Annotated in this window: 16 protein-coding genes; 11 read left to right on the top strand and 5 right to left on the bottom strand. The window is 32.1% G+C overall.

The features are described from left to right. Positions 1 to 7: 7 nt before the first annotated feature. From TMEL_RS06165 to TMEL_RS06145, 5 genes are read right to left on the bottom strand one after another with little or no spacing between them, the layout of a single operon-like run. Positions 8 to 982, bottom strand: a complete 975-nt coding sequence (locus TMEL_RS06165) for an ABC transporter ATP-binding protein (RefSeq protein ID WP_012057405.1) — start codon at positions 980 to 982, stop codon at positions 8 to 10. After that, positions 979 to 1941: an ABC transporter ATP-binding protein gene (locus TMEL_RS06160; protein WP_012057404.1), complete on the bottom strand. Its 963-nt coding sequence runs from the start codon at positions 1939 to 1941 to the stop codon at positions 979 to 981. Before TMEL_RS06160 ends, TMEL_RS06165 begins: the two co-directional genes overlap by 4 nt. A gap of 4 nt (positions 1942 to 1945) precedes the next feature. Beyond that, complete coding sequence (locus tag TMEL_RS06155) at positions 1946 to 2818, bottom strand: ABC transporter permease (RefSeq protein ID WP_012057403.1); 873 nt, start codon at positions 2816 to 2818, stop codon at positions 1946 to 1948. Between the two features lie 11 nt (positions 2819 to 2829). Beyond that, positions 2830 to 3837: an ABC transporter permease gene (locus tag TMEL_RS06150; RefSeq protein WP_012057402.1), complete on the bottom strand. Its 1008-nt coding sequence runs from the start codon at positions 3835 to 3837 to the stop codon at positions 2830 to 2832. A 46-nt stretch (positions 3838 to 3883) separates the two neighbouring features. Continuing rightward, entirely contained in the window at positions 3884 to 5383 is a 1500-nt protein-coding gene (locus tag TMEL_RS06145) for an ABC transporter substrate-binding protein (protein WP_012057401.1), read from the bottom strand. Between the two features lie 219 nt (positions 5384 to 5602). On the opposite strand from TMEL_RS06145, the gene metG reads away from it, so the two are divergent. The 11 genes from metG to TMEL_RS06090 are packed head-to-tail and all read left to right on the top strand — an operon-like array spanning position 5603 to position 15169. Continuing rightward, on the top strand, positions 5603 to 7507 hold the full coding sequence (gene metG / locus TMEL_RS06140) for a methionine--tRNA ligase (RefSeq protein ID WP_012057400.1): 1905 nt from the start codon (positions 5603 to 5605) through the stop codon (positions 7505 to 7507). 14 nt (positions 7508 to 7521) lie between these two features. Then, positions 7522 to 9942 carry a DNA gyrase subunit A gene (gene gyrA / locus TMEL_RS06135; protein WP_012057399.1) on the top strand — a complete coding sequence of 807 codons (2421 nt, stop codon included), beginning with the start codon at positions 7522 to 7524 and terminating at the stop codon, positions 9940 to 9942. Further along, a complete protein-coding gene (locus TMEL_RS06130; RefSeq protein WP_238375202.1) occupies positions 9923 to 10303 on the top strand; it encodes an archease in 381 nt (126 codons plus the stop codon). Before gyrA ends, TMEL_RS06130 begins: the two co-directional genes overlap by 20 nt. Then, a complete protein-coding gene (gene lexA / locus TMEL_RS06125) occupies positions 10300 to 10899 on the top strand; it encodes a transcriptional repressor LexA (protein WP_012057397.1) in 600 nt (199 codons plus the stop codon). Before TMEL_RS06130 ends, lexA begins: the two co-directional genes overlap by 4 nt. A gap of 11 nt (positions 10900 to 10910) precedes the next feature. After that, positions 10911 to 11249, top strand: a complete 339-nt coding sequence (locus TMEL_RS06120) for an STAS domain-containing protein (protein WP_012057396.1) — start codon at positions 10911 to 10913, stop codon at positions 11247 to 11249. Positions 11250 to 11262: 13 nt separating this feature from the next. Next, the gene (gene rpiB, locus TMEL_RS06115; protein ID WP_012057395.1) at positions 11263 to 11700 is read left to right on the top strand and encodes a ribose 5-phosphate isomerase B; all 438 of its coding nucleotides are present in this window, start codon (positions 11263 to 11265) and stop codon (positions 11698 to 11700) included. A gap of 1 nt (position 11701) precedes the next feature. Continuing rightward, the gene (locus tag TMEL_RS06110; RefSeq protein WP_012057394.1) at positions 11702 to 12649 is read left to right on the top strand and encodes a histone deacetylase family protein; all 948 of its coding nucleotides are present in this window, start codon (positions 11702 to 11704) and stop codon (positions 12647 to 12649) included. A gap of 4 nt (positions 12650 to 12653) precedes the next feature. Continuing rightward, positions 12654 to 13085 carry a GatB/YqeY domain-containing protein gene (locus TMEL_RS06105; protein WP_012057393.1) on the top strand — a complete coding sequence of 144 codons (432 nt, stop codon included), beginning with the start codon at positions 12654 to 12656 and terminating at the stop codon, positions 13083 to 13085. Further along, entirely contained in the window at positions 13082 to 14026 is a 945-nt protein-coding gene (locus tag TMEL_RS06100; RefSeq protein WP_012057392.1) for an elongator complex protein 3, read from the top strand. Before TMEL_RS06105 ends, TMEL_RS06100 begins: the two co-directional genes overlap by 4 nt. After that, on the top strand, positions 14019 to 14669 hold the full coding sequence (locus tag TMEL_RS06095) for an IF-2B domain-containing protein (RefSeq protein WP_012057391.1): 651 nt from the start codon (positions 14019 to 14021) through the stop codon (positions 14667 to 14669). Before TMEL_RS06100 ends, TMEL_RS06095 begins: the two co-directional genes overlap by 8 nt. Continuing rightward, positions 14666 to 15169, top strand: coding sequence for a hypothetical protein (locus TMEL_RS06090; RefSeq protein ID WP_012057390.1), 504 nt, complete (start codon positions 14666 to 14668; stop codon positions 15167 to 15169). The genes TMEL_RS06095 and TMEL_RS06090 overlap by 4 nt, the downstream gene beginning before the upstream one ends. Positions 15170 to 15173 lie beyond the last annotated feature (4 nt).

Below are 15173 nucleotides of genomic sequence, written 5' to 3'. Positions count from 1 at the left end.
TTGGGGGTTATTTATATAGATGGCATGCAACCTTTCTTCCATTATAGTCAATCAACTTTGGTTCTTCCACTTTACAAATATCTTTAGCAAATGGACATCTTGGATGGAATCTACAACCACTCGGCGGATTTATGGGGTTTGGCACCTCACCTTTTGGAATTATCTTTTTCTTCTTTTTTTTGGGATCAGGTTCAGGAACAGCAGAAATCAAGGCCTTTGTGTACGGATGTAAAGGTTCAAGATAAATATCTTTAAATCCTCCAATTTCAACAAGTTTTCCTAAATACATAACACCAATTTTATTACATATGTATTTTGTAGTTGCAAGATCATGGGTAATAAACAAAAAGGTTAAATCAAAATCCCGTTTTAATTCAATTAATAGTTGCAATAACTGCGATCTTACAGATACATCCAACATTGCAATAGCCTCATCTGCTACTACAAATTTTGGTCTCAAAACCAAGGCTCTTGCAATAACTATTCTTTGCCTTTGACCTCCTGAAAGCTCATGAGGATACCTATAATAAAATTCTTCAGGAGGTGAAAGATTTACCCTTTCAAGCATCTGCATAACAAGTTTTTTTCTTTCTTGTCTTCCACTACCTATATTGTGTATTTCAAGACCATGTTTTATAGCCTCTCCTATTTTCATATACGGATTCAAAGCAGCCATTGGATCTTGAAAAATTATCTGAAAGTTTTTTCGAAATTTTCTAAGTTCCTCTTTTTTCAACTTAGTAATATCTACATTTTCAAAAATAATTTCACCAGAAGTTGGTTCAATAAGCCTTAAAAGCAATCTACCTGTAGTTGTTTTCCCACTCCCAGATTCACCAACAAGTCCAAAAGTTTCTCCTTTTTTTATCTCAAAACTTACACCATCAACAGCTTTTACAAAACGCTGTGGAACTCTAGTTAATATTTCTCCTATTGTCCTCTTTATAGGGAAATGCTTGACTAAATCTTTCACAACAATCATACTTTCACCTCACTGTACAACCAACACTTTACCTTTGTTTCATTAACTTCCACTACCTCAGGTTCCTTTAACTCACAAATTCTTTTTTTAAATGGGCACCTTTCGGCAAATCTACAACCTTTTGGTGGATTTAATAAATCAGGCGGTGAGCCGGGAATATATTTTAAACTTAAATCATCAATATTCGTATTAGGAATGCTTTTTAATAAAAGTTTCGTATATGGATGTTTTGGTGAATAATACAAATCTTCACTTTTGGCTTCCTCAACAATATGCCCAGCATACATAACACAAATCTTATCTGCTGTTTCTGCAACAACTCCCAAATCATGTGTAATCAAAATCATTGACATATCATATTCTTTTCTTAATTCACCTAGTAATTCCATAATTTGAGCTTGAACGATTACATCTAATGAGGTAGTAGGTTCATCAGCAATCACCAATGTCGGATTTAAAACTAACGAAAGCGCAATCATCGCCCTCTGCCTCATTCCACCACTAAACTGAAATGAATATTCTTTCATTCGTTCAGGTTCAATCCCTACTTTTTCCAAGACTTTTGCCGTTCTCTCCCTTGCCTCATCCAACGTTATTTCTGGTTCATGTGTTTTTAGTGCTTCGTAAAATATTTTTTCAATTTTCATAATAGGATTTAATGAGGTCATTGGATCTTGAAATATCATCCCTATCTTCTTACCTCTTATTACCCTTATTTCTTTTTCACTCATTTTTACTAAATTTTTCCCTTCAATACTCATATAACCATCATAAAACGTAGAAGGCGGTAATATCTTTAAAATCCCTTGACCAAAAGTAGATTTTCCACAACCAGATTCACCAACAAGTCCAACTACCTGACCCTTTTCTATTGAAAAATTTATATTATCCACAGCTTTTACATACCCTCTTTTGGTTTTATAGTAAACCTTCAAATTTTTTGCTTCAAAGATTGTCATGTAATCACCTTCTTTCACGAATTGTAGGATTTAATAACTCGTTTAATCCTTCACTAAACATTGAAAAACCCAAAACAACTGTTACAATTGCAAGCCCTGGATAAAGTAATCCCCACCAAGCTCTACTTAAAACAAATCTTTGACCATTACTCAAATCAAATCCCCAATCTGGTGTTGGAGGGGCAATACCCAAACCTAAAAACGACAATCCAGCTTCTGTCATAATGGCATCAGCAAGATTCATTGAAAGCACTACCACAATAGAAGGTAACACATTAGGAAAAATATATTTTAAAAGAATCTCATAATTTTTTGCTCCCAGTGCCCTTGCTGCCTCAACGTAAAGCTCACTTTTTATGGAACTTACTTGGTTTCTAATAACCCTAAAATATGTTGGTGTATATACTACGGCAATTGAAACGGAAATATTAATAACCCCAGGTCCCAAAACTGCTGCAATTGCAATTGCAAGAATCAATCCTGGAAAAGAATATATTGCATCCATAATTAAAGTTACAACCCTGTCAAATGCTCCACCCACATATCCAGATATTAACCCCAGAGGAATTCCCACACCTGCCGCGATTAAAACAGCAATAAATGCAATGGTTAACGCTATTCTTGCACCATAAATTACTCTACTAAAAATATCCCTTCCTAAATTATCTGTACCAAAGATAAATTGTTCATTTGGAGGAGTTAATGTTCTTCCCACTCTCTCTATAGGGTTATGTGATGCTATTTGTGGGGCAAAAACCGCTAAAATAACGTAAAAAATTAATATTATCGCGCCGATAAATGTTAATAACCCCGTTCCCGTTTTAAATAAATCACTTATTATTTCACCTAATCGTTCACTTAAAAATTTTTTCCTCACAATACCACCCCTCAATATCTAACTCTTGGATCAACAAGTGCGTTTACTATATCTATTAAAATACTTATTATTACAACAAACATTGCAAAAAACACAATAGTTCCCTGTATAGCAGGAAAATCTCTATACTTTATCTTCAATACTAAATAACTTCCTATACCAGGCCAGGAAAACGTTGTTTCAGTCAATACCGCTCCAGCTAAAAGAAGAGCAAATTGCATTCCCATTATTGTAAAAATGGGAACAAACGCATTCTTCACTGCATGCCCATACAACACAACTTTGGGTTTTAATCCTCTTGCTTTAGCAGCTTTTACAAAATCTTTAGACAACATTAATACCGTATTGTTTCTTACCATACGCAAAAATATACTTGAAATCACAAGCCCTAAAGTTAAACCAGGTAAAAATAAATGCTCAAGCACATCTAAAAACGCTTCCCAATTCCAAGTTATAATACTATCCAATAACAAAAGTCCTGTTTTAATATCCAAAGATACCCTTGGAGAAAGCCTTCCACCTACTGGAAACCACCTTAAATAAACACCAAATAAAAGCTGAAACATCAACCCAAGCCAAAAAACAGGTATAGCATAAAGTAAAATGGAATAAACTCTTGCCGAAATATCCAACGCTTTGTCTTTTCTCCAAGCAGCTTCTGCTCCGTAAAAAACACCTATAATTAAAGCAATTAAAAAGGAAAATATTGTTAATTCCAATGTTGCTGGAAACCTATCCTTTATTTCATTCCACACTGGTCTATTGGTTAATGTTGAAACACCTAAATCCCCTTTAAAAACAGCTCCTATATAATCAAAAAACTGAACAATAACAGGTTTATCCAACCCAAGTTCATGCCTCTTTGCTTCAATCACTTCTAATGGGGCTTTTCCACCTAATATTGCTAAAACTGGATCGCCTGGGATTATTCGTAAAATAAAAAAGATCATAACTAACAGTATAAAAATCATAGGTACAGCAAGGATAACTCGTGTGATTATATAACTTTTTAACGACACCTTTTTTACCCCCTTTTAAAAAACCGCCCAAGATGGGCGGTAATATTTACTTTCTCTCTAACAAGTAATATCTAAATATTTGAGTAGGCTCTAATACTATACCTTTGATGTAATCGTGGGTTTCACAATCGGCAGACCCTTGCCAAAGAGGAATATAAGGCATATCAGCTGCATGATAATTTTGAACTAGTTTATAAATTTCCTCACGGGCTTTTTGGTTAGTTGCCGCTCTACCTGCAATCATAAGGTCTTCAACTATTTTGTTTTCATAAAAACTTCCAAGTGATTTTGCACCACTTATACTCAAGAATGGCCACAAATAATCATCCGGATCAAGATAATCTGGATACCATCCTAGCAGGAATAATCCCATAGTACCGTTCAAAAAATATTCAACATACGTTGACCACTCCGCATATTTTATATTCACCTTTATTATTCCAGTTTCTTCAAGGGAGCTCTTCAAAACTTGTGCCACATCAGCTTCAGTTGTACCGTAATGCGAAGGAGTATACCACAAATCTATTATTAAAGGATTATCTTCATTATAACCTGCAACCTTTAAAATTTTTTTAGCAGCTTGTAAATCCCTCATTGGAAATACATCTTCATGGCTCCACATTCCTGCTGGTATCATTGAGTATAACGGTTTTGCAAGATCTACAAAAATATCCTTCACAATTGCATTTCTATCTACAGCAAGTGCAATTGCTTGTCTAACCAATGGATTATCAAACGGTTTTTGCTTTACATTCAAAACAAGATATCTTATTTGCGGACTTGCACCTAAATAAACCTTTATACCTGGAACATTTTGTAAATCCAATATGTCTCTTGGATCAAGATGCCTGTATGCTATATCTACCTCTCCTGTTTCCAACGCAAGTCTCAACTGTTGGGAATTTTCGTAAAATTGAATGATTATCTTTTTTGTCTTTGGCTTTGGACCAAAATACTTTGGATTTTCTTCCAAAACAATCCTTACGTCCCTAATCCATTCACTAATTCTATACGGTCCAGACGCAGAAGGTGCTGAATCTAAGAATCTATCTTTAGGCGCAACTTTTGGATTTACAGGAAATGCCACTGTATACCCTAAAACGGATACAAACGCGGAAAATTTGTTTTTTAAATACACCCTAAATGTGAACTTATCAACTACTTCCGTTTTTTCTACCACATCCGACAATAAAAACGCTGGATCCCCGTTTAACCTCATAACACGATCAAATGAAAATTTAAAAACATTGGCATCAATCTGCGTTCCATCTTCAAAAAACGCATTTTTTCTTATGTGAAAAGTGTAAACTAATCCATCACTTGATACTTCCCACTTTTCAAACAACCATGGTTTTATATTAGCAGTTCCAATTTCGTAATCCACAGGTCCGGCTAACACATTTTGCAAAATATTACTGGAAAAATAATCATAACAATTTGCCGGGTCAAGTGTCCTTATCTTATCGGTAGTTCCAACAACAATAACACTACTTGCAAAAGAAAGAGCAACAAGCATCAAAACAAAAATAATCAGAAATTTCTTCATAATAACCCCTCCCCTTGGAATATGGTAACATAATTTTATCATATTTTAATCTTAAAAATCAAATATTAACAAAACACTTTTTTTGTAATCGATAATTAACATTATCCGGAAGAGATTTTAACCGAAAATTAATACTATACATTTGTTCTACAAAGACATAATTTTTATTTATATGGTATAATTTTAAAAAGGAATAAAAACATTTCCGGAGGTGTAATAGTGAAAAAATTTTATTTGACAACCCCTATATACTATGTTAATTCGGAACCTCACATTGGAAGCGCATACACAACTATTATTGGGGATATAATAGCAAGATACAAAAGGCTCATAGGATATGACGTCTTTTATTTAACAGGTACTGATGAACATGGTCAAAAAATAATGCAAGCTGCCAAAAAAAGGGAAATTGAGCCAAAACAGCTCTGTGATGAACTTTCAGAAAAATTCTCACAACTTTGGAAGGATCTCAAAATAACAAACGATTATTTTATAAGAACAACAGATCCTAAGCATATGAAAACCGTTCAACTTTTTGTCTCAAAGATGCTTGAAAACGGAGATATTTACAAAGGAATATACAAAGGATGGTATTGTATTCCTTGTGAAACATATTGGAATGAAGATGAAACAGAACAAATAGAAGGAAAACATATCTGTCCCACTTGTGGAAGGGAACTAAATTTTGTTGAAGAGGAAAATTATTTTTTTAGACTTTCAAAATACACAGAACCATTATTAAAACATTTTAAAGAAAATCCCGATTTTGTGGAACCAGATTTTAGAAGAAATGAAATGTTGAAAATACTCGAAAGTGGTTTAAAAGATCTTTCAATCACCAGAACAACATTTGACTGGGGAATTCCAATGCCAAACGATCCCAATCACGTCATATATGTATGGGTTGATGCATTAATAAACTACATATCGGCGATTGGTTATGGCTCTGACCAAGAAAAATTCGAAAAGTGGTGGCCTGCTGATTTACATTTAATTGGAAAAGAAATAAATAGATTTCACAGTCTTATCTGGCCTGCTATGTTAATGTCCGTGGGGTTACCTTTACCTAAAAAAATATTTGCTCATGGATGGCTTACCGTCAATGGACAAAAGATAAGTAAATCCTTAGGTAACGCCATTGATCCTAGAGAATTTGTTAAAAAGTATGGCAATGATGTAGTAAGATATTATCTTGCAAGAGACATAGTTTTTGGAAAAGATGGAGATTTCTCCGAAGAAAACCTAGTCCATAGGTTAAATTCGGATCTTGCAAACGATTATGGTAATTTACTACATAGAACCATAGCTATGGTTGTAAAAAACTTTGATTCGATAATTCCAGAACCAAATAACATTCAGGAAATTGACGAAAAGTTAATCAAAGAGTATTTTGAAGTAAAAGAAAAATACCTAGAATACATGGAAAGTTATAAACTAACAAATGCACTCGAAACCATTTGGGAATATATAAGGTATATTAACAAGTACTTTGATGAAAACAAACCATGGGTATTAGCAAAAGAAGGTAACAAAGGAAGACTATCAACAGTTTTATACAATACCCTTGAAGCTTTCTTAAAGGTTGCAACTTTATTAATACCATTTATGCCGTACTCTTCTGAAGAGGTATTCAACAGACTTGGTCAAGAAAGAAATTTCCAAAAAATACTAAACGAATGGAATACAATAAAACCAACTACTAAAGCTGTTCACGGAAAACCTTTGTTTAACAAAATAGATTTAAAAAAGTTTGAAAAGATAGCTGTAAAAAAGGAAGAAAAAAAAGAAGAACATGGTGTACTTATTTCAATAGACGACTTTAAAAAACTTGACCTTAGAACAGCTAAAATAATAGAAGCACAAAAAATTGAAAAATCTGAAAAACTTTTGAAATTAATAGTCGATTTAGGCAAACTTGGCAAACGCCAAATAGTTGCTGGAATTGCAAAATTTTATTCACCAGAAGAACTCATAGGCAAAAAAATTGTAGTTGTATACAATCTAAAACCCGCAAAATTAATGGGAATAGAATCGCAAGGAATGTTACTTGCCGCGAAAATTAACGACAAACTTTCGATATTAACAGTAGATAAAGATATAGAACCAGGCGCTAAAATTTCATAACTGGAGGGAATTTAATGGAAATAAATAGGCCTATTGAAGAAGAATTAAAACAATCATATCTAAGTTACTCCATGAGCGTTATCATTGGAAGGGCCATACCTGATGTTAGAGATGGTCTAAAACCTGTACAAAGAAGAATATTGTACAGTATGTACGAACTTGGAGTAACCCATAACAAACCTTTCAAAAAGTCAGCACGTATTGTCGGTGAAGTAATGGGTAAATATCACCCACATGGTGATGCAGCAATCTACGATACGCTTGTAAGACTTGCACAAGATTGGTCTATTAGATATACACTGGTAGAAGGGCAAGGTAACTTTGGATCAGTTGATAAAGATCCACCAGCTGCAATGAGGTACACAGAAGCGCGACTTTCAAAAATTTCCGAAGAATTATTAGAAGATATAGACAAAGAAACGATTAATATGATGGACAATTTTGATGGAAGCCTCAAAGAACCCATTGTACTTCCATCAAAATTTCCAAATTTACTTGCAAATGGCTCAACAGGAATAGCAGTAGGTATGACAACTAATATTCCTCCTCACAACATTTCGGAGTTAGTCGATGGATTTTTAGCACTTATTAAAAACCCACAAATTTCAATAGAAGAACTTATTGAATTTATCCCAGGACCTGACTTTCCAACGGGCGGAGAAATAATTGGAAGAGCCGGGATCCGTGAAATGTATACCACGGGAAAAGGCAGCTTCACAATAAGGGGAAAATTACACGTTGAAGAAGACAAAAAAAAGAAAAAAATTGTCATTACGGAGATTCCTTACAACGTTAGTAAGGCAGATTTAATTAAAAAAATAGTTGAATATGCGGAAAATTCCTCATTACAAATAAAGGATATTAGAGATGAATCAGATAAAGAAGGATTAAGAATAGTAATTGAAATACCAAATAACGTAAATGAAGATATCATTATAAATAATTTATATAAACACACCCAATTACAAAGCTCTTTCCATGCGCAACTTTTGGTAATTGACAAAGATAAAAGACCTGTACTAATGAATTTAAAAGAATTGATGTGGGCTTTTGTTGAACATCGTTTTGAAGTAGTAAGAAAAAGAGCACAATTCTTCTACAAACAATATTCAAAGAAAGCCCACATCTTAGAGGGATTAATCAAAGCTTCCAGATCCATTGATACAATAATATCCGTTATTAGAAATAGCGAAGATCAAAACAGCGCTATAAAAGAACTTATGGAAATGTTTGATTTTACCGAAACACAAGCAAAAGCCATTGTGGATTTGCGATTGGGAAGATTAACAAAGCTTGAAATTTCAAAACTAATTGAAGACTACAACGAACTAGTTAAAAAGATGAAAATAGAAAAAGAACTCATAGGAAAAGATGAAAAAGTATACGAAAAAATAATAGAAGAATTAACGTACATTAAAGCACAATACGGAGACAGTAGAAAAAGTGAAATACTCGACCACGAAGAAAGAGAAATAAAATTCAATGAATTAGAATTAATTCCCGATAAAGAAGTGGTTATATCATTAACGAAGAAAGGTTATTTAAAAATGATGAGTTTATCAACCTTTAGGACGCAAAAAAGAGGTGGAAAAGGGGTAACAGGTTCTTCGTTGATGAACGACGATGCAATTATGGAGATAATATATACTCATCTCCATGGAAAAACCTTATTCTTTACATCAAAAGGGAAGGTATATTTACTAAACAATTATCAAATAGAAGAAAATTCAAGAACTAGTAAAGGGAAACACATATCAAAATATATAAATATAGATAAAGATGAAAAAATACTAACAATGCTATCTGTGGACAATTTTGTTGGAGAATTATTCTTTGTGACAAAATTTGGAAAAGTAAAAAGAACTTCTCTCAAAGACTTTGAAAATATTAATGCACGCGGGCTTCGTGCGATAAATTTTGATGGAAATGATAGTTTAGTTTCCGTTCAAAAAATAGAAAATGAAAAACAGACTATATTAATAGCAACCAAAAATGGAATGAGTATAAGATTCCCCATCTCTGAGGTTAGAACAATGGGGCGCTCTGCAATGGGAGTCACTGGCATAAAACTTTCAAAAGATGACAAAGTTGTAAGTTCAGCACTACTTTCAAATGATGAAAATTACATTTTAACCGTTACAAGTCTGGGATATGGAAAACTAACAGAAACTTCGCAATATAGAATACAAAAAAGAGCAGGTCTTGGAATAAAAAATATATCTGATGTATCAAAAACTGGTTATGTAGTAAGCGTTAGTTACGTTCTTGGTAATGAAGATATAATGATATTCACAAAACACGGCATGTCAATTAAGATAAATATAAGTGGCTTAAGAGCATTGGGAAGAGTAACAAAAGGTGTCAAATTATTGAACCTGTCTGAAGGTGATAAAATAGCTGATATTGCCATAATTAGTGGAGAAGAAGATGTATAGAGAAATAAACCATACCGCTGATGTGGCATATGAAATCGAAGCCAATTCTTTTTTAGAAATTTTAAACGATATCTTAAACATATTAAAAGAAAATTATTTACCAAGCATTAATTGCAAAAATCCTAAGTTTCATAAATACAAGATTAGAGAAAATGAAGATGCCATTTTTGATACGGTTAACGATTGGATAGCATCAATTGAGCTTGGGTACTTCCCCGTGGAACTAGACAAAGATTACGTTGTAAAATTCTGCTCTTTTGAACATTTGGATGGCACAGGTTTTAAGGCTTTAACGTATCACAATCTAAAACTTGAAAGAGATAAAAATAAGCTAAAATTAAAGGTGGTGTTTGATATATGAAAAAACTTACTGAAAAGCAACAAAAGGTATTGGACTTCATTAAAAACTACATACAACAAAACGGATATTCACCCTCTATTAGAGATATTGCAAAGCATTTCAAACTTACACCTAGAGGTGCTCATATACACGTAATTGCATTAGAGAAAAAAGGATACATTACAAGAAATCCTAAAAACTCCAGATCAATCTCACTTGTCAAAAGACAAGAAAGTATATTAATTCCTGTAAAAGGGAAAATTTCCGCAGGTATGGGAATTGAAATGTTCGAAATAGTTGACGAAGAAATAGAAATTCCCGTAAGAATGATATCGGGCTTTGGAAATTACTTTGCACTAAAGGTTGAGGGAAATAGTATGATTGATGCGCATATTATCAATGGAGATTATGTAATATTAAAAAAACAATACAGAATTCCAAATGGTCAGATAGCAGCTGTTGTATTTGACAATAAAGTAACACTTAAGAGATTTTATCACAAAAAAGATAAAGTAGAACTTGTACCAGAAAACAAAGACATGAACCCGATAGTTTGTGATGCAAAAGATATAAAGGTTATTGGTAAATTAGTGGGAATAATACGATTTTATGAATAGGGGGTGAAATTATGTTTAACATCGAAAGAAAAGATGGCATCCCAATAGTTCAAATAACAGGGGAAATTGATATATCAAATGCTCAGAACTTTAAAAAATTTGTACTTGATAATATTTTAAACAAAGGAGAAAAAAATTGTATCTTAGACTTTTCAAATATGAGTTATATAGACAGCTCGGGACTTGGCATATTGGTAAGTCTCCATAAAAGTTTTAAGATAAATGGTGGAGAAATAGTTCTTGTAAATTTAAATAACAACGTTCAAAATCTTTTTAGGATGACCAGTCTCGACAAAGCTTTAAATCTTAAAGGCTCCATAGATGAAGCAATAAAGTTTTTAAAACACTAAAGGAGGGATTACATTGAAAATAGCAATTGGAAGTGATCATGCAGGATTTGAATTGAAGGAAAAAATAAAAAAATACCTCATGGATAAAGATATAGATGTATTGGATTTTGGTACAGATAATAAGGAAAGTGTGGATTATCCTGATTTTGCGGAAAAGGTTGGAACATCTGTTAAAAACAAAGAAGTAGAATTTGGTATATTAATCTGCGGAACAGGTATAGGTATGTCCATAGCAGCAAATAAGATTAAGGGTATAAGAGCTGCACTTTGTACAATACCAGAAATGGCAAGCCTTGCAAGAAAACACAATAATGCAAATATTTTGGTGTTACCCGGCAGACTTATTGGTTTTGAACTTGCTACTTGGATATTAGACGCATTTTTAAATGCCACATTCGAAGGAGGAAGGCATGAAAGAAGAATAAGCAAAATTTCTCGTTTGGAGGAATAAGATGAAAGTTGTCTTACAACTTAACGATTTTTACATCCCAACACTTGAAATTGACAATGGGAAAATTGTTAAAAATCCAGAAATACCATCAAGATTAGAAAGTATAAAGAACTTTGTATCGAAAACATTTGAGACAATACCAGCTAAAGAATATCCTATAAATTATATACACAACATTCATCCCAAATGGTACGTTGAACACGTTAAAAAAATATCAAGCTCTACAAATAACGAATATCTACCAGAAGTTTTTCTAAAGGATAGAATTTTAGATTCTGGAACTCCTGTTACACCAGTTACATATAAAGCTGCATTAAATGCATATTATGCATCCATCACTGGCGCAAACTTAGATGAAAAATACGTTTATATTTTAACAAGACCACCTGGGCACCATGCATCTAAAGATTTTGCAGGTGGATATTGTTTTTTTAACAACGCAGCGATAATTGCAAAATATCTCCAGAGTATTTATCAAAAAAGGATTTGTATACTTGACATTGATTTTCACCACGGAAATGGTACTCAAGAAATTTTTTATTATGATCCAAACATAGTATATATTTCAATCCATGGGACTCCAGAAAAGTTCTTCCCGTGGATTTCCGGTTTTAGAGAAGAAACTGGTAGTGGAGATGGTAAAGGAACAAATTTTAACTTTCCATTAGATGGTGGAACAAATTGGCGGGAATACAAAGTTGTTTTTGAAATGGCACTTGAAATAATTGAAAAAGTTTCACCATATAAACTTATTGTATCACTGGGATTTGATACCCATATAAATGATCCCATGGGACATTTTAATCTGCAAGATGAAGACTACAAACATATTGGAGTAATGTTAAAAAAACTTGATATTCCAATTATATTTGTACAAGAAGGAGGATATAATAAAGAATCAAATAAAGAAGCAGCAAAAAATTTATTTTTCACATTCGGAAAGGAGTGAAAAAATGCTAAAAGAAAAACTATTAAATGATTTAAAAATTGCAATGAAAGAAAAAAACCAAATAAAATTAAGAGTTATCAGACTTTTAAACTCCGCAATAAAAAACTTTGAAGTTGAGAAAAAAGGAGAAGCTACAGATGAAGAAATAGGAAAAATTATTCTAAAGGAAATTAAAAAAAGGCAAGAATCAATAGATGCATACAGACATGCAGGAAGAGAAGAACTTGCAAAGGAAGAAGAACTTGAACTTAACATCCTTAAAGAGTATGCTCCAAAAATGCTCAGTGAAGATGAAATAAAAGTTATAGTTGAAGAAATAATAAATAACTTACAAGAAAAAAATTTTGGAAAAATCATGAAAGAAGCTATGGCAAAATTAAAGGGAAAAGCAGATGGAGCCCTTGTTAGTAAGGTGGTAAAAAATCTACTAAAATGATAATACCAATCTTTTTACCCAATGCTGGTTGCAAAAATCGATGTATTTTTTGCAACCAATACTCTATGACTGGTGAAAAAATGCCAACAAAATCAGATATATTAAAAATTATTGATAAATATCCAATTAAAAATGAAATAGCATTCTACGGTGGAACATTTACCGGACTTTCAATAAAAAAACAAATAGAAATTTTGGAAAGTGTGAAATTTTTAAATCTACCAATTAGAATTTCCACAAGACCTGATGAAATAACGGAAGAAAACTTGCACATTTTAAAAAAATACAACGTTAAAACAATTGAAATAGGGATACAAAGTATGTTTGACGATATTCTAAGTGCTTCGAATAGAGGACACACCAAAAAAGACAACATAAATGCTATATTACTTTTACAAAAGTTCAACTTTGAAATATCTGCACATTTAATGGTTGGACTTCCAAAAGATACAAAAGAAAAATCTCTAAAAACGCTAAATGAATTGATAAATTTAAATGTAAACATCTTTAGAATTCACCCTACTTTGGTTTTTAAAAATACCAAACTTGAAAAACTTTACTTAAATAATCAATATAAACCACTTACTTTAGAAGAAGCGGTAGATATAACATCAGAAATGTTACTTTTGATATACGCTAATAATGCAAAAGCAATTAGGTTAGGATATTTTGTTCCTAAACAATCGTTAAAAAATATAGTAGCAGGTCCCCATCACCCATCATTTGGAGATATGGTAAAGACAAATGTCGCCAAAAAAATAATTACAAGATTAAATATTAAAAAGGTTTATTATCCAAAAAAATATGAGAGCTGGTTTTACGCGTATGGTAATAACAAATTAAACATTGAAAAAATAATATCCGATAAGTTTTTGTTTGATAACTTTGACCTTTCTAGTGCTTCAAGAATGGCTCTAAGAAAGGAGTTTTTAAATGGATGATATATTAAAACACAGCGGTTCTGTTGAAATTGGTTTCTGGCTACTAGATGAAATTGAAAAAAGTAAAAATATTAAAATCTTAGAAAAATTACTACAGCAAAAACAAGAAATGAGCATTCTAAAATGGATAAAACACATGATTGATGAAGGATATGGTGCTAAAAATATAAGAAGAATTTTGAGAACATCTTTTGAAAACACTATAAAATACGCTCGAAAATTTTTAAACTTTGACGCAAAGGTTGTAACTATAAGCAACAGTAAAACTTTAGAAATTTTCTTTAAAACACATCAAAAAAATTTGGAAATAATAATCCCCATCTCAAACCCTGGTGGTGAAGGAAAATTACTTTATAATAATCTAAAAACCTCCAAACACACGGTTACATTAGTAGACGACTTTAAAATAGAAAAACACATCAGGGAATGTGATTACGTAATAACCGGGGCTGATGCTGTTTCCGAAATAGGTGTAATAAATAAAGTTGGTACAAAAACTCTAGCAATTTTAGCGAAATATCACAAAAAGCCTTTTTTTGTAATAGCCGATAAGACGAAATTTATAGACTCTGAAATAAAGAGCGATATCTTTGAATTGGTGCCTTTTGAATTGATTACAGCAATAATTAGTGGTGAGTTATGATATTTTTCAAAAAGAAAGAAACAATAAATTTTTCAATTGTTTTTTTAAAGAATCCAAAAAATTTAAAGAATATCTTAACCTCACTGAAAAAACAAAAAACAGATGAAGTGTTTTTCATTATCTCAAGTAATGTTAATGAAAATGAGTTTAAATTAATCAAAAAAAGATTAAAGACAAAAAACTGTTCGTTAATCTATAAGGAACATATTAAACTTTCAAAGAGAATTACAATAGTAAAGGATATAAATGTAAAAAAACTAAGAACACTGGAAAACAAAAAATACATCATCTTTTCAAACAATTATATGCTATCTTGGAAAATAGCACAAATGTTTCCCTTTTATACAATATCTTTTGATAAAAATTTTCTCTGTTTTTGTACACCAATACCCCTTACAAAGGATGCAACGGGATTTCTTTTAAAAAGAAAACTAGAAAAAGATTTTATTTTTAACATAAAATTAGATTTTAAAATAATAAAAGATATACTGGGAGGATGAGCAT

It is taken from the genome of Thermosipho melanesiensis BI429 (assembly GCF_000016905.1).
GTDB classification, from domain to species: domain Bacteria; phylum Thermotogota; class Thermotogae; order Thermotogales; family Fervidobacteriaceae; genus Thermosipho; species Thermosipho melanesiensis.
The sequence above is the reverse complement of the archived record's forward strand: the minus strand, read 5'-3'. Positions and strand labels throughout refer to the sequence as shown.